We start from the raw sequence: 26,226 nt of genomic DNA, 5'->3' as shown, positions 1-26,226 counted from the left end.
TGCCGGGGCGTTAGATTGGCTCGCTGACGGTGGACGGAACGGCTGGTCAGGGGGCACACGCGATGGACAGCGACGGGACGCACGAGGCGCGGGGCACGCGGGCGAACCCGGTGCCGCGTCCGGCGGCACCCCCGGAGGGCCCCGCCGTGCCCCCGATGCCCACGGCCCCGCCCGGAGCGCCGCCCCGGCCGGACGGCTCGGCGTTCCTGGCCTGGCTGCGGACGCCCCGGCCGAAGGCGGCGCCGGGGGTGTGGCGGTTCGGGCACGTGCCGCGGCCCGAGGAGGAACCCGAGGCGGTGCCCGCCCGCCAGCTGATCAGCGGCGCGGTGATCGCCTTCCTCGTCGGCTGGCTCATCTGGTCCCTGCTGTGGAACGGCTACCTCGGCGGCTGGTGGCTGCTGCCGCTGTACGCGATGATCCCGGACTCCTGGGCCCAGCCGCACAGCTTCGGCGCGGTCGTGGTCGTCTACGCCTACTACCTGCTCATCGCGCTGGTCATCCTGGTCGGCGTCGGCCGGCTCGGCCGCTGGGGCGAGCTGTGGCGCCGCTACGGCCCGCCCGCCTGGCGCCGCTCCGCCCCGCCGAGCCGCCCGCCCGCCCCCGAGGAGGACCCCGCCGAGTGGCCCCAGCTGCGGGCCGCCGGCGCCGTCGACGCCGCCGAACGGCTCGCCGCCGAGGCGCGCGCCGGGCTGATGCGGGACGTCGACCACGCCCGGATCGCCCGCGCCTGGCAGGGCGTGCGCAGCGGCCGGCACAGCCTCACCGCCTTCACCGGCGCGGTGCTCAGCGAGGGCGCCGCCGCCTGCCTGCACCCGTCCGGCGCCCGCGACCTGCCCGCCCGGCAGGCCCGGCACGACCTGCTCACCGGCCAGGTCCGGCTCGGCACCACCGCCGACGACCCCCGCAACCCCTACGCCTACCGCGGCGCCGGCCTCGCCCTCGGCCCCGACCTGCTCGGCACCTCCCTGCTGGCCGTCGGCCCGGCCGGCTCCGGCAAGACCGGCAGCGTGGTGCGGCCGCTCGCCGAGTCGCTGTGCCTGCACGCGCTCGCCGGGCGCGCCGCGGTCGTCGTGGTCGGCGCGGCGGGCGCCGGACTCGGCCCGGCCGACGCCTACGACGTCGTCGTCCGCATCGGCAACCCGGAGTCGGTGTACGACCTCGACCTGTACGGCGGGACCACCGACCCGGACGAGGCGGCGGCCGTGCTCGCCGAGGCGCTCGTCGGGGACCTCGCCGATCCGCACCCCGGCAGCGACAGCCGGCGCTCCACCACCGTGCTGGCGCAGCTGCTGGGCCCGTTCCGGGCCGTCCACGGGCGCTTCCCGTCCGTACCGGAGCTGCGGCAGCTGCTCGACGGAGCACCCGGGCCGCTCGCCGAGCTGCGCAAGGGGCTCCAGGCGAGCGGGCACGCGTCGCTGCTGCGCGAGCTGGACGCCCGCGAGCGGCAGCTGGCCCACCCGGGCGACGTCGCCGGGGTGCTCGCCGACCGGATCGCGCTGCTCGACCGCCCCGCCTTCGCCGGGTTCTTCGACACCTCGGGCAGCTCACGGCCGTTCTCGCTCAAGGCCCTCGACCACCCGGTCCGGGTCCGTATCGACCTGCCCCAGCGCGGGCACGCCGACGCCTCCCGCATCCTGTCCCGGCTGGTCCTCGCCCAGTTCACGGCGAGCGTGACGGTACGGGAGGACCGCTCGCTCTTCGCCTGCCTGGTACTGGACGACGCGACCGGGGTCGTCACCCCGGAGGCGGTGCGCGGCATCCAGCGGCTGCGGTCGGCCGGCGCCGGTGCCGTGCTCACCCTGCGCACACTGGACGACGTACCGCGTCCGCTGCGCGGGCCGCTGCTCGGGGCCACCGGGTGCCGGGTCGCGCTGTCCGGGCTCACCCCGTGGGACGGGCAGGACTTCGCCGAGGTGTGGGGCAAGGAGTGGACCGAGGCCCGGGACGTCACCGACCGGCAGATCATCGCCGAGACCCCGGCCGGGAAGGCCGTGCACATGCTGCGCCGGGTGATCACCGGCAAGGCGCCCACCGCCCGCGCCGTCACCGTCCGCCAGGTCGAGCGGGAACGCTGGTCCGCCTCCGAGCTGGCGCACGCGGTGCCGCCGGGGCACGCCGTGCTGTCCCTGACCGACGTCAACGGGGAGCACGCGCCGCCGCTCCTGGTGGACCTGCGCGGGTGACGGGATCCGGCCACAGTACGCACACATGGGGTCGTACGGTGAGGCAGAATCGCCATAGGTCGTTCATACGTGACGGCCAAAAGATCACAGAGATCTCACCTACTTGAAGGCCTCATGCCCCCCACCCTCGCCTCCCTCGTCCACCACTCCGCGCTCAAGCTGACCGTGCGGGCGGGGGAGGACCGTCTGGACGTGCCCGTGCGGTGGGCCCATGTGAGCGAACTCGCCGACCCCGTCCCCTACATGGAGGGCGGCGAGCTGCTGCTGATCACCGCGCTGAAGCTGGACGCCGAGGACCCCGAGGCGATGCGCCGCTATGTGAAGCGGCTCGCCGGCGCGGGGGTGGTCGGGCTGGGCTTCGCCGTCGGCGTCAACTACGAGGAGATCCCCGCCCCGCTCGTCGAGGCCTGCGCCGAGGAGGGGCTGCCGCTGCTGGAGGTGCCCCGCCGCACCCCGTTCCTCGCCATCAGCAAGGCCGTCTCCGCGGCCATCGCCGCCGACCAGTACCGGGCCGTCACCGCCGGGTTCGCCGCCCAGCGCGAGCTGACCAAACAGGCCCTGAACGCCGGGCCCGAGGGGCTGCTCGGCGCGCTCGCCGCGCAGGTCGACGGCTGGGCGGCGCTCTACGACGCCTCCGGTGCCGTCGTCGCCACCGCGCCCGAGTGGGCCGGCCGCCGGGCCGCGCGGCTCACCGCCGACGTGGAACGGCTGCGCGAGCGGCCCGCGCCCGCCTCCTCCGTGGTCGGCGGCCCCGACCACGAGGACCGCGTCGAGCTGCACTCCCTCGGCACCGGGCGCCGCCCGCGCGCCGCGCTCGCCGTCGGCACCGCCGCCGCCCTCGGCACCGCCGAGCGCTACGCCGTGCACTCCGCGATCGCCCTGCTCACCCTCACCACCGAGCGCTCCCGCTCGCTGCACGCCGCCGAGCAGCGCATCGGCGCGGCCGTGCTGCGCATGCTGCTCGCCGGGGAGCCCGACCACGCCCGCGCGGTCGCCGGGGACCTGTACGGCGGGCTGCTGGACGCGCCCTTCCGGCTGATCGTCGCCGAGTCCGCGTCCGCGTCGGCCGCCCGGGCCCACGCCGACGCGCACGCCCGCGTGACCGGCACCAAGCCGCCGTCGGCCACCGGCGCGACCGCCCCCGGGGCGTCCGGGGACCCGCTCGGCGGGCTCGCCGAGAGCGTGGAGGCCGCCGCCGCCCGCGCCGGCGAGGCCGTCCTCGTCGTACCCGAGGGGGAACGGCTCGTCGTGCTCGCCGCCGACGAGGGCGCCGCCGTGGCCGCCTGCACCGAGTACGCGGCGGCGCTGGAGGCCGCCCGGGCCGTCGAGACCCGCGACCAGGGCGCCGCCGACGAGGACGAACTCGTCGTCGGCCTGTCCGCGCCCGCCGGGCCGATCGCCGCGTCCGCCGCGTACAAGCAGGCCGAACAGGCCCTGTCGGTGGCGCGGCGGCGGGGCCGGGTGTGCGTGGAGCACGAGCAGCTGGCCGCCGGGTCCGTGCTGCCGCTGCTCGCCGACGACGCGGTGAAGGCCTTCGCGGACGGCCTGCTGCGGGCGCTGCACGAACACGACGCCACCGGCCGCGGCGACCTCGTCGCCTCCCTGCGGGCCTGGCTGTCGCGGCACGGCCAGTGGGACGCGGCCGCCGCCGACCTCGGCGTCCACCGGCACACCCTGCGCTACCGGATGCGCCGCGTGGAGGAGATCCTCGGCCGCTCCCTGGACGACCCCGACGTGCGGATGGAGCTGTGGCTGGCGCTGAAGGCGACGGCGGGGGAGCAGTAGGTGGCGTGGGGGAGCGGTACGTGACGCGGGGGAGCGGTACGTGACTCAGGGGGCGGTGCCGTTTCTGATGGCGGTCGCGGACGTCTTCCCGCTGCGTCAGGGGCGGCTGGTCATGGCGGCGGGGCGGATCGAGCGGGGTGCCGTCCGCACAGGCGACGCGGTGGAGATCGTCGGCTCCGGCGCCGGCGGCACCGCCATCGTGACCGGCATCGACGCACACGGGGCCGGCGTCCCCGAGGCGTGCGCCGGCCGCACCGTCGGGCTGCTGCTGCCCGGCGCGACGGCGGTCCGCCGCGGGCACGTCCTCGCGGCGCCCGGCACGATCGGCGCCTGCGCCGAGTTCACGGCGGAGATCGACCTGCTGTCCGAGGACGAGGGAGGCGCCGACGTGCGCTCCGGCGAGACACTGGTCCTCCACGTGCGCACCGACGTCGTGCCCGGCACCGTGCACCTACTCTCCGGCCCCGATGTCCTGCCGCCCCTGCACCGGGCCACCGTCCGGATCGCGCTCGGCCACCCCGCGCCCCTGGAACCCGGCCACCGCTTCGCGTTCCGCCACCACGGCCGGGCCGCCGGCACCGGCACCGTGCTGCGGCTGGGGTCCTGAGCCGCGCGTCCTGAGCCGCGACCCTGAGCCGCGCGTCCGGAGCCGCGACCCTGAGCCGCGCGTCCTGAGCCGCGGGGACGAACCCGACGGGCCAATCCGTAGTACCCCCACCCCTCCACCACTACGTTTCGGACAAGCCCCCGACCGCCCGCGCGCCCCTACCGTGGACCACGTCAGCCAAGAACACCCCCAACGCGGAAGGGCCGGGACTCGCACATGACTTCCACCCACGCCTTCTGGCTCGCCGGCCGCCAGGCCACCGGCGAGGACACCTTCGACGTCACCTCGCCGTGGGACGGCCGGCTCGTCGGCACGGTCGCCGTGCCCACCGAGGCGCAGGTCGAGGAGGCCGTGGCCGCCGCGTACGCCGTGCGGGACGAGTTCGCCGCCACCCCGGCGCACGTGCGCGCCGCCGCCCTGGACCACGTCAGCAGGCGCCTCGCCGAGCGCACCGAGGAGATCGCCCAGCTGATCTCCGCCGAGAACGGCAAGCCGATCAAGTGGGCGCGTGGCGAGGTCGGCCGCGCGGTGTCCGTGTTCCGCTTCGCGGCCGAGGAGGCCCGCCGCTTCAACGGCGGCGACGGCCAGCGCCTGGACACCGACGCCGGCGGCCAGGGCCGCCTGGCGATCACCCGCCGCTTCCCCAAGGGGGTCGTGCTCGGCATCGCGCCGTTCAACTTCCCGCTGAACCTGTGCGCGCACAAGGTCGCCCCGGCCATCGCGGCCGGCGCCCCGATCATCCTCAAGCCGGCCCCGGCCACCCCGCTCTCCGGCCTGATCCTCGGCGAGCTGCTGGCCGAGACCGACCTGCCGGCCGGCTCCTGGTCGATCCTCACCGTGCCGAACGACCGCATGCCCGCCCTGGTCCAGGACGAGCGGCTGCCGGTCATCTCCTTCACCGGCTCCGACAAGGTCGGCTACGCGATCATGGACTCGGTGCCGCGCAAGCACTGCACGCTGGAGCTGGGCGGCAACGGCGCGGCCGTCGTGCTGGCCGACTGGGCGAGCGACGAGGACCTGGACTGGGCCGCCACCCGCATCGCGACGTTCTCCAACTACCAGGGCGGCCAGTCCTGCATCTCCGTGCAGCGCGTGATCGCCGACGCGTCGGTGTACGACCGCCTGCTGCCGCGCATCGTGGCCGCCGTCGAGGCCCAGGTCACCGGCGACCCCTCCGACGACAAGGTGGACGTCGGCCCGCTGGTCAGCGAGGACGCCGCCAAGCGCGTCGAGAGCTGGGTGGACGAGGCCGTCACGGCCGGCGCGAAGCTGCTCGCGGGCGGCAAGCGGGACGGCGCCTCCTACGCCCCGACCGTCCTCGCCGAGGTCCCGGCCGACGTCACCATCGCCTGCGAGGAGGTCTTCGGGCCGGTCCTCACCGTGCAGAAGGTGGACGGCGAGGCCGAGGCGTTCGCCGCGGTCAACAGCTCCAAGTTCGGCCTCCAGGCGGGCGTCTTCACGCACGACCTGCAGACCGCCTTCCGCGCCCACCGCGCCCTGGAGGTCGGCGGCGTGGTCATCGGCGACGTCCCCTCCTACCGCGCCGACCAGATGCCGTACGGCGGCGTCAAGCAGTCCGGCGTGGGCCGCGAGGGCGTGCGGTTCGCGATGGAGGACTACACCTACGAGCGCGTCCTCGTGCTCACCGGTCTCGCCCTCTGAGCCGACCACCCCTCAGCCCGACGGCCTGAGCCCACTGTGCGGGGGCTCAGGCCGTCGTCATGCCCGGTCGCCGCACCGCGCCGGGTCCCCGGGTCTGCGGCGAGGGTTCCACGCGGCCCCGCGGCGACGGTTCCCGCCGTCACCCACCCGCGCGGTAACCGGCCCCCAGGTGTAGCCCGCCGGGGCGAAAGCGGGGAAGCGGGCGCCTGCCCAAGGGCCTCATGCGGTCACACCTCTTCCGGGCGCCGTGCGCCGGCGCCCCCGCACCGCACGAAAAGAGGTCCGCATGCCCCGACCGTCCCGCCTGGCCGCTGCCGTCACGGCCGCTCTCGCCCTGAGCCTGCTCGCCGCGGCTCCCGCGGTGAGCGACCAGGACGCACCGCTGCAGGCGCGCATCATCGCCCACTTCGACCTGGCCGCGGGCCAGACCCCGGAGAACATCGCCCTGGAGCCCGACGGCTCCGCCGACCTGACCTTCGCCTTCGCCCGCCAGGTCGCGCGCGTCACCCTGCGCGGCGACACCCGCGTCCTGGCCACCCTGCCGGCCGTGGCGAACCCGAACACGCCCCTGCTGCACAACGCGCTCGTGCTCGGCATCGCCCGCGCCCACGACGGCACCCTCTACGTCAACTACGCCACCGGCACGAGCCTGACCGGCGTCTGGCGCCTCGCCCCCGACGGCAGCGCGCCCGTGCAGATCGCGCACCTGCCGGCGAACGGCCTGCCCAACGGCCTCGCCCTGGACGAGCGCCGGGGCGTGCTGTACGCCGCCGACTCGGTGCGCGGAACCGTCTGGCGCGTCCCGCAGCAGGGCGGCACGCCCACCGCCTGGGCCACCGGCACCCCGCTCAGGCCGCTGCCCGCCCCGCCCGCGAGCGGCTTCGGCGCCAACGGCATCAAGGTCCACCACGACGCCGTATGGGTGTCCAACACCGACCGCGGCACGCTGCTGCGCATCCCCGTGCGCGCCGACGGGTCCGCCGGCGCGATCGAGACCCGGGCGACCGGGCTCGGCGCGATCGACGACTTCGCCTTCGCCGGCCACCACTCGGACACCGTGTTCGCCGCCCTGATCCAGGCCAACCAGGTCGTGCGGATCCGCCCGGACGGCGACCGCTCCGTCGTGCTGACCCGTGAGGACGGGCTGTCCAACCCGACCTCCGTGGCCGTGCGCGGCCGGTCCGTGTACGTGCCGAGCGCGGCGTACTTCACGCAGCAGGACCCCAACCTGCTCCTCGCGCACCTGCGCGGCCACTTCCCCCGGCTGCCCGGCTGATCCCGCCGTACGGCGCGGGCCCGGCACCGGAGCGCTCCGGTGCCGGGCACCTTGCCGTGCCGGCCTGCTTCCGGACCCTCAACCGGAGAAGCCGACGTGCGCGAGCCGCAGCGGGCCGCGCAGTCTGAGGCGGACGTCGTGCACGCCCTCGGCGGAGAAGGCGGCGGTGACCGCCGTGTAGTCGTACACCCCGCCCCGCCGGTCGCAGGTGAGGACCGCGAGCGCCGGGCCGCCGTCCAGGGCCACCTCGACCGTGCCCTCGCCCGCGACCTCGGCCCGCACTTCGCTCAAGCCGGTGCCGAAGTCGCAGGCCCGGTAGACCAGTTCGGCCGTGCCGTCCGCCGCCGGTGTCACCGCGTCGCCGGCGGTCCTCGTCCGGTCGACGATCTCGGTGCCGCTCTGCTCGTCGAAGGCGGCCGCGTCCAGGCCCCGCTCGCGCACCGGGCGGGGCGCGCCCGGCTCGCCGGCCGGCGTCACGGTCGTCCGCAGCCGTACGTCCTCGCTGGAGGCGCCGGCCAGCAGCTCGTACGGCCCCGGCTCCAGCCGCCACCGGTTCTGCGCCACGTCCCAGAACTCCAGCGTGGACAGCGGCACTTCGAAGGTCAGCCGCTCCGTCGCGCCCGGGGCCAGCGTCACCCGCCGGTGCGCCAGCAGCTCGCGGCGCGGGCGCGGCACCGACGGGTCGGCGGCACGGCCGTAGAGCTGGGCCACCTCGTCGGCGGCGACCCGCCCGGTGTTGGTGACGGAGAAGGAGACGCGCAGCGCGTCGTCCCCGGCCCGCACCTCCAGATCCGTGTAGCCGAAGCTCGTGTACGACAGGCCGTGGCCGAACGGGAACAGCGGCCGCCCCTCGAAGTAGAGGTACGTCTGCCGGGCGCCGATCACGTCGTAGTCCAGCAGGTCGGGCAGGTCCGCGTCGTCGGCGTACCAGGTCTGCGGCAGCCGTCCGGCGGGGGAGACGTCACCGGCCAGCACCCGGGCCAGCGCGGTGCCCGCCGCCTGGCCGCCGTGGGCCGTCCACAGCACGGCCGCGCAGCGGGACGCCTCGACCGCGTACGGGTAGGCCGACACCAGGGTCAGCACGGTCCGCTCGTTCGCCGTGCGGGCCGCGCGCAGCAGCCGCTCCTGATGGGCCGGAAGCCGCAGCGTCGTACGGTCCTCGGTCTCCCGGCCGTTGATGTGCGGGTCGTTGCCCGCGACCACCACGACCACGTCAGCACGGGCCGCGACGCGCGCCACCGCGTCCTCGCCGCGCTCGGACACCACCACCGTGAAGACCTCCGGCTCGTCGTCGTCCGACGCGGCAACCTTCACGCCGTCGGCGGCGACACAGACAGGGCGACCCGTTCCGAGGTGCTTCAGGAGGTGACCGTTCCGGTGGGGTTCCAGGCGGAACGTCTCCTGCACGACCCAGCCGCCCGGCTGATCGGCGGAGGCGCGGACGTAGCCGTCCTCCGCGACCGACAGATAGCGGCCGTCGGGCGCGCGCAGCGTCAGCACGTCCCCGCCCCAGTCGGCCAGCGCCAGCTCGCTGCCGGTCGCGTCCGCGGTCAGCGGCGGCAGGTCGGTGCGGCCCGCGAGCAGCGCCGGGTCCAGCGCGCCCTCGGCACCCCGGGCCTCGTCGGGGGCGTCCGGCGCGTCCGGAACCCGCAGGAACGCGCCCGCCGACGTGCGCAGCCGAATCCGGTCCACGCCCTCCGCGAACTCCACGCGCTCCGCGCCGAACCGCTCGTACAGGCCCTCCAGCGGGGTGGAGCGGTGCAGCAGCGTGCCGCTGTACCAGTCGAGCTTGCACTCGTCGGCGAGCAGCCCGACCACCGCGATCCGGGTGTCCGGCGCGAGCGGCAGCACGCCGTCGTTGCGCAGCAGCACGATCGCCTGCTCGGCCGCCTCCCGCGCGAGCGCCCGGTGGTCCGGGGTGTCGAAGGCTCCCGGCTCGTCCCACCCGTCGAACTCGCCGAGCCGGAACCGCACCGACAGCTGGCGGCGGACCGCGGTGTCGATGTCGGCCTCCGTCAGCAGCCCCCGGTCGTAGGCCCCCTTCACCCGGGCGGTGATCCGCGCGGGGTCGGAGCCGTGGTCGGTGAAGCTGTCCACGCCGGCCCTGAGCGCCGCGGCCGTCGCCTCCTCGTGGGTGTCGAAGTAGTGCTCGGAGTCGACCAGGTTGGACGGCGCGCCCGCGTCCGAGCAGACCAGCAGCTCCTCCTCGGTCCAGGTGCGCAGCTGCTCCGCGAGGTACGGGGAGACGTGGTTGGGGCGGCCGTTGACCAGGTTGTACGCCGGCATCACCCCCGCCACCGCGCCCGCCTCCACCGTCTCGCGGAAGGCCCGCAGGTCGTACTCGTGCAGCACGCGCGGGCGCACCGAGCTGGACGTGGTGTCGCGGCGCGTCTCGTTGTTGTGCGCCAGCCAGTGCTTGAGCACCGGGGCGGTGCGCCAGTACACCGGGTGGTCGCCGCGCAGGCCGCGGGTGTACGCGGTGGCGATCGCCGACGTCAGCTTCGGGTCCTCGGAGTAGCCCTCCTCGTTACGGCCCCACAGCGGGTGGCGCAGCAGGTTCACCGTCGGCGACCAGACGTTGAGGCCGACCCGGTCGTCCCGGGCCCGCATCGCGCGGACCTCCTGGGACACCGCGTCGCCGACGCGCCGCACCAGCTCCGGGTTCCAGGTCGCGCCGAGCCCCACCGCCTGCGGGAACACCGTCGCCGGACCCATCCACGCCACCCCGTGCAGCGCCTCCTGGCCGGTGCGGAACGCGGCGATGCCCAGGCGCTCCACAGCGGGCACGAACTGGTGCAGGAAGGAGATCTTCTCATCGAGCGTCAGACGCCCCAGCAGATCGTCGATGCGCTTCCCGAGCGGCAGCTGCGGATCGCGAAACGGCAGGGCGGGCGCGGTCGGTGCGGTCACGTGGTGATCCCCTTTCGAAGCGCTTCGATGCTCAGTGCGCGGGCGGTCGGGTGTCAAGAGACCGCGTGGCAACACCTCCCTTTGCGGGCTGCAAAACGTCCGAGGAATGTTGGGAGCGGGCCTTGTGCGCCCCTCCCCTTTCACTTAACCTCGCAGCAACATCGAAGCGCTTCGACGCGTCAGCGCCGCCGCCGGGAGGCCGTGTCCGCCCCCGGCACACGTCGGAGGACCGCTTCCGCTCAGCCAGTCCCACCGGTTCCAGTGAAGACACCGCAGCCGACGGCCACCGCCGGGTGTCCTGGTGCGCCATGAAGGGTTGACGCAATGACGCCGAACGCCGCTTCCTCCTCCGCCCCGAGCCGGAGAAGCTTCCTCGCCTCCTCCGCGGTCGCCGCCGCAGCGGTGGCCGGAGGGATGCCGCTGCTCGCCGCCTGCGGTGGTTCGGACACGGGCTCGCGCGAGGGCACCACCTCGGGCAAGGACGCGAAGAAGCTGCTCCCGGCGTACGTGGCGAGCAACGTCGTGGCGCCGGACATCCCCGCGAGGAACGGCTCCGCGCTCGGCTTCACCGCCAAGCTCGACCTCGCCACCCTCAAGACGTCGGTGCCGAAGAAGCTCGGCAAGGGCGGCAAGGTCACCGTCATGTCGCCGTTCTGGGGCTCCCCGCCGAAGCAGGGCAACGCCTACTACCGGGCGATGAACGACCTGATCGGCGTCGACGTCGTCTGGCAGAACCAGGACGGCAACACCTACGACCAGAAGCTCGGCGCCGTCCTCGCCTCCAGCGACGTCCCGGACGTGGTGGTCGTCCCCGGCTGGAACATGGGCGGCAAGATACCCAGCGCCATCATCGGCAAGTTCGCCGACCTCGGGCCCTACCTCTCCGGCGACGCGGTCAAGGAGTACCCGAACCTCGCGGCGATCCCGACCGACGCCTGGCAGCGCTCCCTGTTCGGCGGCAAGCTGCGCGGCCTGCCCATGCCGACGCCGTCGGCCCCTTCCATGGTGCCGCTGTACCGGCAGGACATCTTCGCCAAGGAGGGCTACGAACTCCCCAAGTCCTGCGACGAGTTCATGGCCCTGGCCAAGGAGATCACCAACGCCAGGGCCAAGCGGTGGGCCTGCCTGGACATGAAGTGGACCGCCTTCCAGGCCTTCGGCGTGCTGTCGGGCAGCGAGAAGCCGCTCGGCTGGAACCTCGTGGACGGCAAGCTCGTCAACCGCATCGAGACCGAGGAGTTCCTCGAAGCGCTGGAGTGGTCCCGCAAGCTCTTCGCCGCCGGGGTCGTCCACCCCGACTCCAAGCTGGGCAAGAACGCCCCCGACCCGGGCCCCAAGTTCGCGGCCGGCGAGTTCCTGATCTACCCCAACAACATCTCCCAGTGGTGGGGCCGCACCGCCGAACAGGCCACCCAGAACCCCGAGTTCAAGATCTGGGGCATGGACGTCTGGGGCCACGACGGCGGCAACCCCACCCTGTGGGCCGAACAGCCCGCCGGCATCTTCGCCTTCGTCAGCAAGAAGGCCTCCGAGTCGGTCATCCGCGACGTGCTGGCCGTCGCCAACGTCACCGCGGCGCCGTACGGCACCAAGGAGTACATGATGACCAACTACGGCGTCGAAGGGACCCACTACACCGTCAAGGACGGCGTCCCCACCAAGACCGACCAGGGCAACATCGAGGTGATGAACGCCTACGTCATGGTCGCGAGCCCCGCCGCGACCATCGCCCACCCCGACTTCCCCGACGTCGCCAAGGGCCAGGTCGAGTGGCAGCAGCGGATGGGCGCCTTCGCCAGGAAGTCCTCCTTCTGGGGCATGCAGATCACCGAGCCCGCCCGCTACACCAACCTCTCCAACGACGTCGAGCAGCTGGAGGACGACATCGTCCGCGGCCGCAAGAAGATCAGCGACATGCAGCAGTTCGTCTCCGACTGGAAGAGCAAGGGCGGCGACAAGCTGCGCGACTGGTACAAGAAGGTCCTCGACGACAACGGTTCCGCGGCGAGCTGACCCCGGCGGCACTGAGGCAAGGAGAACGGCCGTGTCCCACAGCACGGTGCCTCGGAGCAGGGCCGAGGCCGACCCGAGCGGCACCACCCCGGCGGCGCCCGGCACCGCCGCCGGGCCCGCGCGGAAAGACCCCCGCGGCAGACCGGGCCTGCGGGCCCGCTTCCGCCGCGACCGGCTGCTGCTGCTGATGACCCTGCCGGCCCTCGCGCTGGTCCTGGTCTTCAACTACATACCGATCCTGGGCAACATCGTCGCCTTCCAGGACTACGACCCCTACATCAGCGACAACGGCGTCGTCTCCATCCTGAACAGCCCCTTCGTCGGGCTGGAGAACTTCCGGCGGATCTTCGAGGACTCCGCGTTCTGGAGCGCGGTCCAGAACACCTTCGTCCTCTTCGCGCTCCAGCTCGTGCTGTACTTCCCCATCCCGATCCTGCTCGCGCTGCTCATCAACAGCGTGGTCAGGCCCCGGGTGCGGGCCGTCGCCCAGGCCGTCCTCTACCTGCCGCACTTCTTCTCGTGGGTGCTCGTCATCGCCGTCTTCCAGCAGCTCCTCGGCGGCGCCGGACTGCTCTCGCAGCTGCTGCGCCAGCACGGCTACGACGGCCTCGACATCATGACCGACCCCGGCACCTTCAAGTTCCTGGTCACCGCCCAGTCGGTGTGGAAGGACGCCGGCTGGGGGATCATCGTCTTCCTCGCCGCGCTCTCCTCGGTCAGCCCCGACCTGTACGAGGCCGCCGCGATGGACGGCGCCGGCCGCTGGCGCCGCATCTGGCACGTCACCCTGCCGGCGCTGCGGCCCGTCATCGCCCTGCTGCTGGTGCTGCGCGTCGGCGATGCCCTGACCGTCGGCTTCGAACAGATCCTGCTGCAACGCGACGCCGTCGGACCGGGCGCGAGCGAGGTCCTCGACACCTTCGTGTGGTGGAACGGCGTCCGCAACCAGGACTTCGGCTACGCGGCCGCCGCCGGCCTGATCAAGGGCGTCGTCAGCATCGGACTGGTCCTCGCCGCGAACAAGGTGGCCCATCTCATGGGCGAGCAGGGGGTGTACAAGAAGTGACCGCCGTCCTCGACGAACCCGGCGCCCACGCCGCGCCGAAGACGCGCTGGTGGACCGCCCCGCCCCGGCCCGCGTGGGAGGAGCAGCCCACCAGGGCCGGACTCGCCGGCAAGGGCATCGCCCTCGGCTTCGCCTGCCTGGCGATCCTCTTCCCGCTGTGGATCGTCGTCGTCACCAGCCTGTCCTCCCGCAGGACCATCGACCGGGCCGGCGGACTGGTGATGGTCCCCGAGGACATCACCTTCGTCGCCTACCGCGAGCTGCTCGGCGGCGGCCAGGTCACCCGCGCCGCGATCATCAGCGTCGTCGTCACCCTGGTCGGCACCCTGTTCTCGATGACCGTGTCCGTGCTGTGCGCCTACGGCCTGTCCCGCAGCGGCACGCTCGGCCACCGCTGGATCCTGATGACGCTGATGGCGACGATGTTCTTCAGCGCCGGCCTCATCCCGACCTACCTGCTGGTGCAGACCCTCGGCCTGACCGACACCTATCTCGCGCTGATCCTGCCGAGCGCGGTCAGCGTCTTCAACATCCTGGTCCTGCGGGGCTTCTTCATGGGCATCTCGCCCGAACTCATCGACAGTGCGCGCATCGACGGCGCCGGTGAGCTGCGCATCCTGTGGCAGATCGTCATGCCGCTGTCGCGCGCCGTCCTCGCCGTCATCACGCTGTTCTACGCCGTCGGGTACTGGAGCGCCTGGTTCAACGCCTCGCTGTACCTGAACGACCAGGACATGATGCCGCTGCAGAACGTCATGATCCAGCTCGTGCAGAAGCAGGAGGCACCCGTCGGACTGGGGCAGGCCATCAAGACCGGTGAGCTGTCCGGGCTGGCCGTGCAGATGGCGGTCATGGTGATGGCGCTGCTGCCGGTGGCCGTCCTGTCGCCCTTCGTCCAGAAGCACTTCCGCAAGGGCATGCTGACCGGGGCGGTGAAGGGATGACCCACCCGCCGGCCCCGGAACCCCGCACACGGCCCACCCTCGCCACCGCCACCCGCGGCCGCATCCTCTTCGGCGGCGACTACAACCCCGAACAGTGGCCCGAGGAGACCTGGCAGGACGACGTCCGGCTGATGAAGGACGCCGGCGTCAACTCCGTCACCGTCGGCGTCTTCTCCTGGGCCCGGCTCGAACCCCGCCCCGGCGAGCGGGACTTCGGCTGGCTCGACCGGCTGATGGACCTGATGCACGAGCACGGCATCGGCGTCGTCCTCGCCACCCCGACCTCCGCCCCACCGCCCTGGATGGGCCGGCTGCACCCCGACACGCTGCCCCGCGACGCGGACGGCCGCATCGAGTGGTGGGGCGGACGCCAGCACTTCTCCCACTCCAGCGCCACCTACCGGCGCTACGCCGCCGCCATCACCGAGGACCTGGCGGCCCGCTACGGCGCCCACCCGGCCCTGACGATGTGGCATATCAACAACGAGTACTGCACCGCCGACCACGGCGACGAGGCCGCGGCCGCCTTCCGCCGCTGGCTGCGCGAGAGGTACGGCACTCTCGACGCCCTCAACACGGCCTGGGGCACCGCCTTCTGGAGCCAGGGCTACGACAGCTGGGACGGGATCATCCCGCCCCGCCGCGCCCACTACCTGAACAACCCCGCCCAGGTGCTGGACTTCCGCCGCTTCACCTCCGACATGCTGCTGGAGTGCTTCACCGCCGAACGCGACATCGTCGCCCGGCACACTCCGCAACTGCCGGTCACCACCAACTTCATGCCGCTCTTCGCCGGCCAGGACGGCTGGCGCTGGGCCGAGGAGGAGGACGTCGTCTCCGTCGACCTCTACCCCGACCCGCGCGACCCCCTCGGCGGCCGCGCCGGCGCGCTCGTCCAGGACCTCACCCGGTCCCAGGCCCGCGGCCCGTGGATGCTCATGGAACAGGCGGCCGGGCCGGTCAACTGGCGGGGCGTGAACCACCCCAAGCCGCGCGGCCTGAACCGCCTGTGGTCCCTGCAGGCCGTCGCCCGCGGCGCGGACGCCGTCTGCTACTTCCAGTGGCGGCAGTCCAGGCAGGGCGCCGAGAAGTTCCACTCCGGCATGGTCAGCCACGCGGGGGAGAACGGCCGTACCTTCCAGGAGGTCAGGGAGATCGGCGCGGACCTGCGCAGGATCGCCCCGTACACGGTCGGCACGCGGCTGACCGCCGACGTCGCCGTCCTGCACGACTGGCACGCCTGGTGGGCCTCGGAGCAGGACGGCCGCCCCTCCACCCGGGTCGACCACACCGCCGTTCTGCACGCCTGGCACGGCGCCCTGTGGGACGCCCACCTCACCGCCGACTTCGCCCACCCCGAACACGACCTCACCGGCTACCGATTGGTCGTCGTCCCGCAGCTGTACCTCCTCACCGACGCGGCTGTCGACAACCTCCTCGCCTACGTCCGTCAGGGCGGCACCCTCGTCTGCGGCTTCCTCACCGGCGTCGCCGACCAGGACGACCGGATCCGCCCCGGCGGCATGGACCCCCGGCTGCGCGAGCTGCTCGGCGTCCGCACCCTGCACGAGTGGTGGCCGCTCGACGAGGGCGAGACCGTCACCTGCGCGGACGGACTCACCGGCACCCTGTGGTCGGAGGAGCTGGAGGCCGCCGAGGACGCCGTCGTCGAGACCGTCTACCGCGGCGGTGAGCTGGACGGCCTGCCCGCCGTGCTGCACACCGGCCGCGCCTGGTACGTCTCGATGCTGCCCGAGCCGGACGACCTGCGCCGTCTGCTGGAACGGATCGCCGCCGGCGCGGGCGCCCGCCCGCCGCTCGACGGCCTGCCCGCCGGCGTCGAGGCGGTCCGGCGCGGCACGCTGCTGTTCCTGCTGAACCACGGCCGCGCCCCGGTCACCGTCCCCGTGCCCGGCACCCACCGCGACCTGCTCACCGGCAGCCGGGTCAGCGACGAGGTGACGCTCGGCCGCTACGGCGTGGCGGTGCTCACGTCATGATGCACCCTACGTACCCGCAGGCCCCGGTCCACGGCACCTGGGAGCCGGCCCCCGCCGCCCGCTGGGAGGACGCCTTCCTCAGCGGCAACGGCCGGCACGGCGCCCTTGTGTTCGGCGATCCGAACGACGACCGGGTCATCGTCACGCATCACAGCCTGGTCCGCCCCAACGGCGCCGAAGACGCCCGCCCGCCCGAGCTGGCCGCCGCACTGCCCGCCCTTCAGGACCGGTTGCTCGCCGGGGACCTCACCGCCGCCGAGGAGTTCACCGACGGCCGCCCGCTCCAGTGGGTGCAGCCCTTCCACCCCGCCTTCCAGGTCCGCCTCCGGCGGTCCGCCGGCGCCGTGGACGGCTACCGCCGGTCCGTCGACTTCACCACCGGCGAGACCCGCGCCGAGTGCGCCGGCTGGACCAGCCGCGTCTTCGTCTCCCGCGCGGACGACGTGATCGTGCAGTACGTCACCGGGCCCGGGCTCACCCTCGGCATCTGCCTCGACCACCACCTCCCGGGCGCGCCGAAGAAGCTCGGCGTCGGCCACGGCGCCCTGCTCACCCCCGAGGGCGCCGTCCTCAGCCTGCGCGCCCGCTACCCCGGCGGCGACCGCGCCTACACCGGCGTCACCCTCGTCGCCGTCACCGGCGGCACGACCGCCCTCACCCCGCCCGCCGCCGCCGTCCAGGGCGCCGAGGCCGTCCTGCTGCTGACCCGGGTCCGCCGGCACACCGGCGAGCTGGACGTCGCCGAGGAGATGCGCGCCCTGCGCGACCTGCTGACCACGCCGGGACGGCCGTACGACGACCCGCCGACCGTGCCCGGGCGGTCGTACGAGGACCAGTTGGCGGCGCCCGGGCGGTCGTACGACGACCTGCTCGACCGCCATCTCGCCGCGCACCGCACCGCCTACACCCGCGTCACCCTCGACCTGAAGGCCGACCCGGCCGAGCGCGCCCTGCCCGGCTCCGCCCTGCTCGCCCGCCCCCGCAGCGCGGCCCTGCTGGAACGTCTCTTCGCCGCCGGCCGCTACCACCTGCTGTCCTCCTCGGGCCTCAACCCTCCCCGGCTCACCGGGCTGTGGACGGGGGAGTGGGACACCGCCTGGTCCGGCGCGTTCACCACCGACGCCAACCTCAACCTGCAGACCGCCTCCGCCGCGGCCGCCGCCCTCCCCGAGGTCACCGAGGCCCTCGCCGCCCTGATCCACCGCCAGCTGGACAACTGGCGTGACAACGCCCGCGCGGTCTTCGGCGCCCGCGGCGTCGTCGCCCCCGCCCACACCGACGGCGAGTCCGGACACGCGTACCACTTCAGCCGCGAGTACCCCCTGCACCTGTGGACGGCCGGCGCCGACTGGCTGCTCAAACCCCTCGTCGACCACGACGAGACCTACGGCACCCAGGACCCGCGGACCACCGCCGCACTGGAGCAAGTGGCCCTGTTCTACGAGGACTTCCTCACCCGGACCGACGGCGACGGGCGGCTCGTCGTCGTCCCCTCCTACTCGCCCGAGAACCGGCCCAAGGACGGCAGCTGGGGCGCGCTCGACGCGGCCATGGACCTCTCCGCCGCCCGCCACGCCCTGCACACCGCCGCCGACCGCCACCCCGGCCGGGCCGGGCACTGGCGGGCGCTCGCCGACCGGCTGCCCCCGCACCGGATCAACGACGACGGCGCCCTCGCCGAATGGGCCCGCCCCGGCCTGGAGGACACCTACGACCACCGTCACCTCAGCCACCTCTACGGCGTGTGGCCCCTCGACGAGATCAACCCCTACGACACCCCCGGCCTCGCCGAGGCGGCCCACCGCGCCCTCGAACTGCGCGGCCGCGAGAACGACTCCGCCCACGGCCACCTCCACCAGGCCCTGATCGCGGCCCGGCTGCGCGACGCCGGCCACGTCGCCCGGGCCCTGCACAGCGTCCTGGACGGCGACTACTTCCACGCCTCCCTGATGAGCGCCCACTACCCCCGCCGCGACGTCTACAACGCCGACGCCGCCCACACCCTGCCCGCCGTGATCGTCGAGACGCTGGTGCACTCCACCCCCGACCGGCTGGTGCTGCTGCCCGCGCTCCCGGAGGGCTGGCCGGCCGGCGAACTGCGCGGTGTCCGCACCCGCTTCGGCGCCGAACTCGACCTCGCCTGGAGCCTCGACGGCGCCACCGCGCACCTGCGGCCCCACCGCACCCGCCGCATCGAACTGAGGACTTCCTCCGGCGCACGGCCGCTCGACCTCGTCGCCGGAGAAGACCGCGTCCTCACCCTGAAGACCTGAGGACGGGGTGACCCCCGCAATTCCCCCCACCCATGGAAGGGACACCATGGCAACGCGCACGCTCCGCAAGGCCACGATGGCCGCCCTCGCCCCCGCGCTGGCCCTCGGCGCCACGGTCGGCCTCGCCTCCGCCCCCGCCTCGGCCGCCGTCTGGAACACCTGCGACCAGTGGGGCAACACCACCCTGAACGGCTACACCCTCTACAACAACATCTGGGGCTCCGGCGCCGGCAGCCAGTGCGTCTGGGCCAACTCCGGCACCAACTGGGGCGTGTGGGCGAACCACCCCAACACCGGCGGCATCAAGTCCTACCCGGACTCCAAGAAGGTGATCAACAAGTCGATCACCTCCCTCACCTCGCTGACCAGCAACTACAACGTCACCGTCCCGTCGTCCGGCGCGTACAACACGTCGTACGACATCTGGGACACCGACTACGACTACGAGATCATGCTCTGGGTCAACAAGACCGGAGCCGTCGGCCCGCTCGGCACCTCGCAGGGAACCGTCACCCTCGGCGGCCACACCTGGACCGTCTACAAGGGCACCAACGGCGCCAACGAGGTGTTCTCCTTCATCCGCACCTCGAACTCCACCTCCGGCACGGTCAACATCCTGCCGATCCTGAAGTGGATCAAGGACACCAAGGGCTGGTTCGGCAACGAGACCATCGGGGACGTGCAGTTCGGCTACGAGATCACGTCGTCGTCCGGCGGCCTGAACTTCACCACCAACAACCTGACGGTCAGCGGAAGCTGAGATGGGCGGAGGGCCGGCTTCCCGCGCGGGAGGCCGGCCCTTTTCTCGTGTGGAGTGGCGCTCAGACCGCCGGCGTCGGTGCCGGGCCGGTGCTCGCCCGGACCGTCAGCTCCGGCGCGATGAGCACGACGTCGTCGGTGCCGCGTCCGTCGAGCTTGGCGACCAGTCGCTCGACGGCGTTGCGGCCCATCTCCTGGGCGGGGACGGCGACGGACGTCAGCCGCACCGAGGCCTGCACGGCGACCTGGTCCGGGCAGATCGCCACCACGGACACGTCCTCGGGCACGGCGCGGCCCTGCTGGCGCAGCAGGGCGAGCAGCGGCTCGACCGCCGACTCGTTCTGCACGACGAAGCCGGTGGTGGCCGGCCGTTCGTCGAAGATCCGGGCGAGGGTCACGGCCATCGCGTCGTACCCGCCCTCGCAGGGCCGGTGCAGGACGCGCAGCCCCAGGTCCTTCGCCCGCGTGCGCAGTCCGTCCAGGGTGCGCTCGGCGAACCCGGTGTGCCGCTCGTAGACCGCCGGGGCCTCGCCGATGACGGCGATGTCCCGGTGGCCCAGCCCGGCGAGGTGCTCCAGGCAGAGCGCGCCGGTGGCGCCCCAGTCCAGGTCGACGCAGGTCAGGCCGGTGGTGTCGGCGGGCAGACCGATCAGCACGGACGGCTGGCCGGAGCGGCGCAGCAGCGGCAGCCGCTCGTCGTCGAGCTCCACGTCCATGAGGATCATCGCGTCGGCGAGCCCGCTGCCGGTGACGCGGCGCACGGCGTCGGGACCCTCCTCGCCGGTGAGCAGCAGGATGTCGTACCCGTGGGTGCGGGCGGTCGTGGCGACGGCGATGGCGATCTCCATCATCACCGGTACGTACATGTCCGTGCGCAGCGGGATCATCAGCGCGATGATGTTCGACCTGCTGCTGGCGAGCGCGCGGGCCCCGGCGTTGGGGTGGTAGCCGAGTTCGCGGATGCTCTGCTCGACCCGCTGCCGGGTGGTCGCCGAGATCGACCGCTTGCCGCTGAGGACATAGCTCACCGTGCTCGCCGACACTCCGGCGTGCTGGGCGACCTCGGCAAGGGTGACCATCCGGCTCTCCAAGCTCTGTGAAGCGCTTCGACAGCGCGCGTGACCTACAGGTGCGGGCGGGGGGGAGACTCGACAGTAGCCCCGAGAAAGGCCGGGTGTCCATACGGCGTCGAAGCGCTTCGACACAGTACGCCTCACTCGGGGTCGTGCTCCTCGTCGACGTCCCCGAGGTGCAGGGGTCCGGCGCCGGCGCTTCCGTCGAGGACCGGCGGCAGCAGCCGGGCGAGCCGCTTGGGCCGGACCGCCTCCCGCGTCGCCGCCAGCTCCGCGACGGACCACCAGGCGTGGCCGCCGCGCCCCCTCGTGGTCGACGCGGATCCCCGCGGCCTCGTCGGCCGTCACCCGGGCCAGACGGTACTCCTCGTACTGGTCGAAGGCCTGTCCGTCCCAGCTGAACCGAGCGCGTCGCGTCCACAGCAGTGGCCCCAGCCGCGAGGCGGCGAGCCGCAGCCCCGTCTCCTCCCAGGTCTCACGCAGCGCGGCAGAGACGTAGTCCTCGCCGTCCTCCACCTCGCCGCCGACCGTGTACCACCACCGCGCCCCCTCGCGGCGCGGATCCCGGCCGCACAGCAGAAGCAGGCGATCGCCGCGGTCGACGAGCAGGACCCGGGAGGTGCACCGTTTCTTCACCGCCATGCCCAGCCACCCTAGGGCACCCCCCGACCCTGGACACGAAGACCCGTTCCGTCCACATCGGCCGAACGGCCGCACGCGGACTGGTGGGGGAGGCCCGGATCGGGTACATACGATCGGGTAGCACCCGTCGGTAGCCATACGGTCCCGAGATCCCGATTCACGGCGAGGTGACCCTCATGTCCGCAAGCCCCGAAGCCCCTTCCGGACGACCCGTCGTCACCGAACGTGAGGCCCGCCGGGTCGCGGAGGACGCACGGGAGCAGACCTGGCGCAAGCCCAGCTTCGCCAAGGAACTGTTCCTCGGGCGGTTCCGGCTCGACCTCATCCACCCCCACCCGCTCCCGGCCGACGAGCACGTCCAGCGCGGCGAGGAGTTCCTCGCCAAGCTCCGCGACTTCGTCGAGACCGAGGTCGACGGCGCCCTCATCGAACGCGAGGCCCGCATCCCCGACGAGGTCATCAACGGCCTCAAGGAACTCGGCGCCTTCGGCATGAAGATCGACACCAAGTACGGCGGACTCGGCCTCACCCAGGTCTACTACAACAAGGCCCTCGCCCTGGTCGGCTCCGCGTCCCCCGCGATCGGCGTACTGCTCTCCGCGCACCAGTCCATCGGCGTCCCCCAGCCGCTGAAGCTCTTCGGCACCCAGGAGCAGAAGGAACGCTTCCTGCCCCGCTGCGCCCGCACCGACATCAGCGCCTTCCTGCTCACCGAGCCCGACGTCGGCTCCGACCCCGCTCGCCTCGCCACCACCGCCGTACCCGACGGGGACGACTACGTCCTCGACGGCGTGAAGCTGTGGACCACCAACGGCGTCGTCGCCGACCTCCTCGTCGTCATGGCCCGCGTCCCCAGGAGCGAGGGCCACCGCGGCGGCATCACCGCCTTCGTCGTCGAGACCAACTCACCCGGCATCACCGTCGAGAACCGCAACGCCTTCCTGGGCCTGCGCGGCATCGAGAACGGCGTCACCCGCTTCCACCAGGTCCGCGTCCCCGCCGCCCACCGCATCGGGGAGGAGGGCCAGGGCCTGAAGATCGCCCTCACCACCCTCAACACCGGCCGCCTCTCCCTGCCCGCCTCCTGCGTCGCCGCCGGCAAGTGGTGCCTGAAGATCGCCCGCGAGTGGTCCGCCGCCCGCGAGCAGTGGGGCAAGCCCATCGCCCACCACGAGGCCGTCGGCGCGAAGATCTCCTTCATCGCCGCCACCACCTTCGCCCTGGAGGCCGTCACCGACCTCGCCTCCCAGATGGCCGACGAGGACCGCAACGACATCCGCATCGAGGGCGCCCTCGCCAAGCTGTACGCCTCCGAGATGGCCTGGCTCATGGCCGACGAACTCGTCCAGATCCGCGGCGGACGCGGCTTCGAGACCGCCGAGTCGCTGCGCGCGCGCGGCGAGCGTGCCGTCCCCGCCGAACAGCTCCTGCGCGACCTGCGCATCAACCGCATCTTCGAGGGCTCCACCGAGATCATGCACCTGCTGATCGCCCGCGAGGCCGTCGACGCCCACCTGACGGTCGCGGGCGACCTCATCGACCCCGACAAGTCCCTGTCCGACAAGGCGAAGGCAGGCGCCAACGCGGGCGTCTTCTACGCCAAGTGGCTGCCGAAGCTGGTCGCGGGCCCCGGCCAGCTCCCCACCTCCTACAACGAGTTCAAGCACGAGGTGGACCTCTCCCCGCACCTGCGCCATGTGGAGCGCACCGCCCGCAAACTCGCCCGCTCCACCTTCTACGCCATGTCCCGCTGGCAGGGCCGCATGGAGTCCAAGCAGGGCTTCCTCGGCCGCGTCGTCGACATCGGCGCCGAACTGTTCGCGATGAGCGCCGCCTGCGTCCGCGCCGAGATGCTCCGCGCCCGCGGCGAGCACGGCCGCGAGGCCTACCAGCTCGCCGACGCCTTCTGCCGCCAGTCCCGCATCCGCGTCGACGAGCTGTTCAACCGCCTGTGGACCAACACCGACGAACACGACCGCCGGGTCGTCAAGGGCGTCCTCACCGGCACGTACGCCTGGCTGGAGGCCGGCATCGTCGACCCGTCCGACGACGGCCCGTGGATCGCGGAGGCCGCCCCCGGCGCCAGCACGAAGGAGAACGTGCACCGCCCGATCCGGTGAGAGCCGGCCCCCGGTGCGCCGCCCTGAGAGGGGCGCTCCTCCCCTGGAGCGCCCCTCCGCCCGGGGCCCGGCGCCTTCACCCGATGGGGTGATCTCCCGCGCCCGCACCGGCACACGCCCGTCGGCCGACGCACGTCACGCGACCCACGAGGGGGACACCCTGCCCGCCGCACCCGCGCATGCGGCCACAATGGAGCAATGACCGACAGTCCCGCACCCCTCGCCGACCCCCACCTCGTCTACGACCCGGTCACGGGCGACGGCCCGAAGGACGTGGTGATCCTCGGCTCCACGGGGTCGATCGGCACCCAGGCCATCGACCTCGTCCTGCGCAACCCGGACCGCTTCCGGGTCACCGCGCTCTCCGCCAACGGCGGCCGGATCGCCCTCCTCGCCGAGCAGGCCCGCAGGCTGCGGGTGCGGACCGTGGCGGTCGCCCGCGAGGACGCCGTACCGGCGCTGCGCGAGGCCCTCGCCGCCGAGTACGGCCCCGGCGAACCCCTTCCCGAGATCCTCGCCGGCCCCGACGCGGCCACCCAGGTCGCCGCCTCCGCCTGCCACACCGTGCTCAACGGCATCACCGGCTCCATCGGCCTCGCGCCGACCCTCGCCGCCCTGGAGGCGGGCCGCACCCTCGCCCTCGCCAACAAGGAGTCGCTCATCGTCGGCGGCCCGCTGGTCAAGGCGCTCGCCAAGCCCGGGCAGATCATCCCCGTCGACTCCGAGCACGCCGCCCTCTTCCAGGCGCTCGCCGCCGGCACCCGCGCCGACGTCCGCAAGCTCGTCGTCACCGCCTCCGGCGGCCCCTTCCGCGGCCGCACCAGGGACGAGCTGGCGAACGTCACCGTCGAGGACGCCCTCGCCCACCCCACCTGGGCCATGGGCCCGGTGATCACGGTCAACTCCGCGACCCTCGTCAACAAGGGCCTGGAGGTCATCGAGGCGCACCTCCTCTACGACATTCCCTTCGACCGCATTGAGGTCGTCGTGCACCCGCAGTCGTATGTCCACTCGATGGTGGAGTTCACGGACGGATCGACGATGGCGCAGGCGACGCCCCCCGACATGCGCGGGCCGATCGCCATCGGCCTGGGCTGGCCCGAACGCGTCCCCGACGCGGCCCCCGCGTTCGACTGGAGCAAGGCCTCCACCTGGGAGTTCTTCCCGCTGGACAACGAGGCCTTCCCGTCGGTGAACCTCGCCCGGCACGTCGGTGAGCTCGCGGGCACCGCCCCGGCGGTGTTCAATGCGGCCAACGAGGAGTGCGTGGAGGCGTTCCTGAACGGCACCCTGCCCTTCAACGGAATCATGGAGACCGTCACCCGCGTGGTCGAGGAACACGGCACGCCGCGTACGGGAACTTCACTGACCGTGCCGGACGTCCTCGAAGCGGAGACCTGGGCGAGGGCCCGGGCCAGGGAACTGACGGCGAAGACGGCGGAGGCCCGTGCATGACGACCCTGATGATGATCCTCGGCATAGTCGTCTTCGCGGTCGGCCTGCTCGTCTCGATCGCCTGGCACGAGCTGGGGCATCTGTCCACCGCCAAGCTCTTCGGCATCCGCGTGCCCCAGTACATGGTGGGCTTCGGCCCGACCATCTGGTCGCGCAAGAAGGGCGAGACGGAGTACGGCGTCAAGGCCATCCCGCTCGGCGGCTACATCCGCATGATCGGCATGTTCCCGCCCGGCGACGACGGCCGTATCCAGGCGCGCTCCACCTCGCCCTGGCGCGGCATGATCGAGGACGCCCGCTCGGCCGCCTTCGAGGAGCTCCAGCCGGGCGACGAGACCCGCCTGTTCTACACGCGCAAGCCGTGGAAGCGGGTCATCGTGATGTTCGCGGGCCCGTTCATGAACCTGATCCTGGCCATCGGCCTGTTCCTCACGGTCCTCATGGGCTTCGGCATCCAGCAGCAGACCACCACCGTCAGCTCCATCTCCCCGTGCGTCATCGCGCAGAGCGAGAACCGCGACACCTGCAAGAAGTCCGACCCGCCCTCCCCGGCCGCGGCCGCCGGCATGAAGGCCGGCGACAAGATCGTCGCCTTCGACGGCCGCCGCACCGACGACTGGAACACCCTGTCCGACCTGATCCGCGACAGCGCCGGCAAGGACGTGACGATCGTCGTCGACCGCAAGGGCCAGGAACTGACCCTGCACGCCAAGATCGCCACCAACATGCTGGTCAAGAAGGACGCCGGCGGCGCCTACGTCCAGGGTGAGTACGTCAAGGCCGGCTTCCTCGGCTTCAGCGCCGCCACCGGCGTCGTCAAGCAGGACTTCGGCGAGTCCGTCACCTGGATGACCGACCGCGTCGGGGACGCCGTCGACTCCCTCGTCGCCCTGCCCGCCAAGATCCCCGCCCTGTGGGACGCCGCCTTCAACGGCGCGCCCCGCGCCCCCGACTCCCCGATGGGCGTGGTCGGCGCCGCCCGCGTCGGCGGCGAGATCTTCACGCTGGACATCCCCGCCAGCCAGCAGCTGGCCATGGCGGTCTTCCTCGTCGCCGGCTTCAACCTCTCCCTGTTCCTGTTCAACATGCTGCCGCTGCTCCCGCTCGACGGCGGCCACATCGCGGGCGCCCTGTGGGAGTCGCTGCGCCGCAACGTGGCCCGCGTCCTGCGCCGCCCGGACCCGGGCCCGTTCGACGTGGCGAAGCTGATGCCGGTGGCCTACGTGGTGGCGGGCATCTTCATCTGCTTCACCGTCCTCGTCCTGATCGCGGACGTCGTCAACCCGGTGAGAATCTCCTAGCCGCACGGCGTTCACGATGCCCGGGCACCCTGAGGGGCGCCCGGGCACCGTCCCATCGGGTGGGTTTGCCGGTGGGATGTGCCCGGCCGATCGCCCGTGCCGTAATCTCGAAACCCGGAGCCCGCCGCTGACGGGACCGGACCTTGATCCACGACTT

At 73.0% G+C, this 26,226-nt stretch carries 16 protein-coding genes and 1 pseudogene; 14 read left to right on the top strand and 3 right to left on the bottom strand.

Annotation, left to right across the window (positions count from 1 at the left end):
• Nucleotides 1-62: 62 nt before the first annotated feature.
• The 5 genes from IE308_RS15060 to IE308_RS15040 all read left to right on the top strand — a co-directional run bounded on the left by IE308_RS15060 (nucleotide 63) and on the right by IE308_RS15040 (nucleotide 7,513).
• On the top strand, nucleotides 63-2,183 hold the full coding sequence (locus IE308_RS15060; protein WP_110631274.1) for an ATP-binding protein: 2,121 nt from the start codon (nucleotides 63-65) through the stop codon (nucleotides 2,181-2,183).
• Between the two features lie 114 nt (nucleotides 2,184-2,297).
• Nucleotides 2,298-3,968 (top strand): PucR family transcriptional regulator, encoded by a 1,671-nt coding sequence (locus tag IE308_RS15055; RefSeq protein WP_190218363.1) that lies wholly within the window; start codon nucleotides 2,298-2,300, stop codon nucleotides 3,966-3,968.
• Between the two features lie 40 nt (nucleotides 3,969-4,008).
• Nucleotides 4,009-4,575 (top strand): EF-Tu C-terminal domain-related protein, encoded by a 567-nt coding sequence (locus IE308_RS15050; RefSeq protein WP_190218362.1) that lies wholly within the window; start codon nucleotides 4,009-4,011, stop codon nucleotides 4,573-4,575.
• Between the two features lie 216 nt (nucleotides 4,576-4,791).
• Nucleotides 4,792-6,237 carry an aldehyde dehydrogenase family protein gene (locus IE308_RS15045; protein ID WP_190218361.1) on the top strand — a complete coding sequence of 482 codons (1,446 nt, stop codon included), beginning with the start codon at nucleotides 4,792-4,794 and terminating at the stop codon, nucleotides 6,235-6,237.
• A gap of 286 nt (nucleotides 6,238-6,523) precedes the next feature.
• On the top strand, nucleotides 6,524-7,513 hold the full coding sequence (locus tag IE308_RS15040; protein WP_190218360.1) for an SMP-30/gluconolactonase/LRE family protein: 990 nt from the start codon (nucleotides 6,524-6,526) through the stop codon (nucleotides 7,511-7,513).
• A 78-nt stretch (nucleotides 7,514-7,591) separates the two neighbouring features.
• On the opposite strand, the gene IE308_RS15035 is transcribed toward IE308_RS15040, so the two are convergent.
• Nucleotides 7,592-10,423 carry a glycoside hydrolase family 3 protein gene (locus IE308_RS15035; protein WP_190218359.1) on the bottom strand — a complete coding sequence of 944 codons (2,832 nt, stop codon included), beginning with the start codon at nucleotides 10,421-10,423 and terminating at the stop codon, nucleotides 7,592-7,594.
• Nucleotides 10,424-10,747: 324 nt separating this feature from the next.
• Between IE308_RS15035 and IE308_RS15030 the strand changes: the two genes are divergently transcribed.
• Genes IE308_RS15030 through IE308_RS15005 form a run of 6 tightly spaced genes read left to right on the top strand, consistent with a single transcriptional unit; the run spans nucleotide 10,748 to nucleotide 19,479 of the window.
• The gene (locus IE308_RS15030) at nucleotides 10,748-12,436 is read left to right on the top strand and encodes an extracellular solute-binding protein (RefSeq protein WP_190218358.1); all 1,689 of its coding nucleotides are present in this window, start codon (nucleotides 10,748-10,750) and stop codon (nucleotides 12,434-12,436) included.
• A gap of 31 nt (nucleotides 12,437-12,467) precedes the next feature.
• Complete coding sequence (locus IE308_RS15025) at nucleotides 12,468-13,502, top strand: ABC transporter permease (protein ID WP_190218357.1); 1,035 nt, start codon at nucleotides 12,468-12,470, stop codon at nucleotides 13,500-13,502.
• Nucleotides 13,499-14,446: a carbohydrate ABC transporter permease gene (locus tag IE308_RS15020; protein ID WP_190218356.1), complete on the top strand. Its 948-nt coding sequence runs from the start codon at nucleotides 13,499-13,501 to the stop codon at nucleotides 14,444-14,446. The genes IE308_RS15025 and IE308_RS15020 overlap by 4 nt, the downstream gene beginning before the upstream one ends.
• Nucleotides 14,443-16,446, top strand: coding sequence for a beta-galactosidase (locus IE308_RS15015; protein ID WP_190218355.1), 2,004 nt, complete (start codon nucleotides 14,443-14,445; stop codon nucleotides 16,444-16,446). Before IE308_RS15020 ends, IE308_RS15015 begins: the two co-directional genes overlap by 4 nt.
• A complete protein-coding gene (locus tag IE308_RS15010; RefSeq protein WP_229908892.1) occupies nucleotides 16,443-18,719 on the top strand; it encodes a glycosyl hydrolase family 95 catalytic domain-containing protein in 2,277 nt (758 codons plus the stop codon). Before IE308_RS15015 ends, IE308_RS15010 begins: the two co-directional genes overlap by 4 nt.
• Before the next feature lie 46 nt (nucleotides 18,720-18,765).
• Entirely contained in the window at nucleotides 18,766-19,479 is a 714-nt protein-coding gene (locus IE308_RS15005) for a glycoside hydrolase family 12 protein (RefSeq protein ID WP_110631308.1), read from the top strand.
• Nucleotides 19,480-19,540: 61 nt separating this feature from the next.
• Here the strand turns inward: IE308_RS15005 and IE308_RS15000 are convergent, their stop codons facing one another.
• Together IE308_RS15000 and IE308_RS36925 are read right to left on the bottom strand one after the other, a co-directional pair.
• Nucleotides 19,541-20,557, bottom strand: coding sequence for a LacI family DNA-binding transcriptional regulator (locus IE308_RS15000; protein WP_190218354.1), 1,017 nt, complete (start codon nucleotides 20,555-20,557; stop codon nucleotides 19,541-19,543).
• A gap of 438 nt (nucleotides 20,558-20,995) precedes the next feature.
• Nucleotides 20,996-21,193 (bottom strand): annotated as a pseudogene (locus tag IE308_RS36925) (NUDIX domain-containing protein); the annotation flags it as partial.
• Nucleotides 21,194-21,369: 176 nt separating this feature from the next.
• On the opposite strand from IE308_RS36925, the gene IE308_RS14990 reads away from it, so the two are divergent.
• The 3 genes from IE308_RS14990 to IE308_RS14980 all read left to right on the top strand — a co-directional run bounded on the left by IE308_RS14990 (nucleotide 21,370) and on the right by IE308_RS14980 (nucleotide 26,069).
• The gene (locus IE308_RS14990) at nucleotides 21,370-23,313 is read left to right on the top strand and encodes an acyl-CoA dehydrogenase family protein (protein WP_110631317.1); all 1,944 of its coding nucleotides are present in this window, start codon (nucleotides 21,370-21,372) and stop codon (nucleotides 23,311-23,313) included.
• 198 nt (nucleotides 23,314-23,511) lie between these two features.
• Nucleotides 23,512-24,768, top strand: coding sequence for a 1-deoxy-D-xylulose-5-phosphate reductoisomerase (gene dxr / locus IE308_RS14985; RefSeq protein ID WP_110631320.1), 1,257 nt, complete (start codon nucleotides 23,512-23,514; stop codon nucleotides 24,766-24,768).
• Nucleotides 24,765-26,069 carry a M50 family metallopeptidase gene (locus IE308_RS14980; protein WP_190218353.1) on the top strand — a complete coding sequence of 435 codons (1,305 nt, stop codon included), beginning with the start codon at nucleotides 24,765-24,767 and terminating at the stop codon, nucleotides 26,067-26,069. Before dxr ends, IE308_RS14980 begins: the two co-directional genes overlap by 4 nt.
• Nucleotides 26,070-26,226: the final 157 nt, after the last annotated feature.

The organism is Streptomyces griseosporeus, assembly GCF_014656055.1.
In the GTDB taxonomy this organism is placed as follows: Bacteria; Actinomycetota; Actinomycetes; order Streptomycetales; family Streptomycetaceae; genus Streptomyces; species Streptomyces griseosporeus.
This window is presented reverse-complemented; position numbering and strand designations above follow the sequence as displayed.

Bases quoted from the DNA above. Each gene is read 5' to 3' on its own strand.
- IE308_RS15060 (WP_110631274.1), top strand. From the start codon at position 63: ATGGACAGCGACGGGACGCACGAGGCGCGGGGCACGCGGGCGAACCCG.
- IE308_RS15055 (WP_190218363.1), top strand. From the start codon at position 2,298: ATGCCCCCCACCCTCGCCTCCCTCGTCCACCACTCCGCGCTCAAGCTG.
- IE308_RS15045 (WP_190218361.1), top strand. From the start codon at position 4,792: ATGACTTCCACCCACGCCTTCTGGCTCGCCGGCCGCCAGGCCACCGGC.
- IE308_RS15040 (WP_190218360.1), top strand. From the start codon at position 6,524: ATGCCCCGACCGTCCCGCCTGGCCGCTGCCGTCACGGCCGCTCTCGCC.
- IE308_RS15030 (WP_190218358.1), top strand. From the start codon at position 10,748: ATGACGCCGAACGCCGCTTCCTCCTCCGCCCCGAGCCGGAGAAGCTTC.
- IE308_RS15015 (WP_190218355.1), top strand. From the start codon at position 14,443: ATGACCCACCCGCCGGCCCCGGAACCCCGCACACGGCCCACCCTCGCC.
- IE308_RS15010 (WP_229908892.1), top strand. From the start codon at position 16,443: ATGATGCACCCTACGTACCCGCAGGCCCCGGTCCACGGCACCTGGGAG.
- IE308_RS15005 (WP_110631308.1), top strand. From the start codon at position 18,766: ATGGCAACGCGCACGCTCCGCAAGGCCACGATGGCCGCCCTCGCCCCC.
- IE308_RS15000 (WP_190218354.1), bottom strand. From the start codon at position 20,557: ATGGTCACCCTTGCCGAGGTCGCCCAGCACGCCGGAGTGTCGGCGAGC.
- IE308_RS14990 (WP_110631317.1), top strand. From the start codon at position 21,370: ATGTCCGCAAGCCCCGAAGCCCCTTCCGGACGACCCGTCGTCACCGAA.
- dxr (WP_110631320.1), top strand. From the start codon at position 23,512: ATGACCGACAGTCCCGCACCCCTCGCCGACCCCCACCTCGTCTACGAC.
- IE308_RS14980 (WP_190218353.1), top strand. From the start codon at position 24,765: ATGACGACCCTGATGATGATCCTCGGCATAGTCGTCTTCGCGGTCGGC.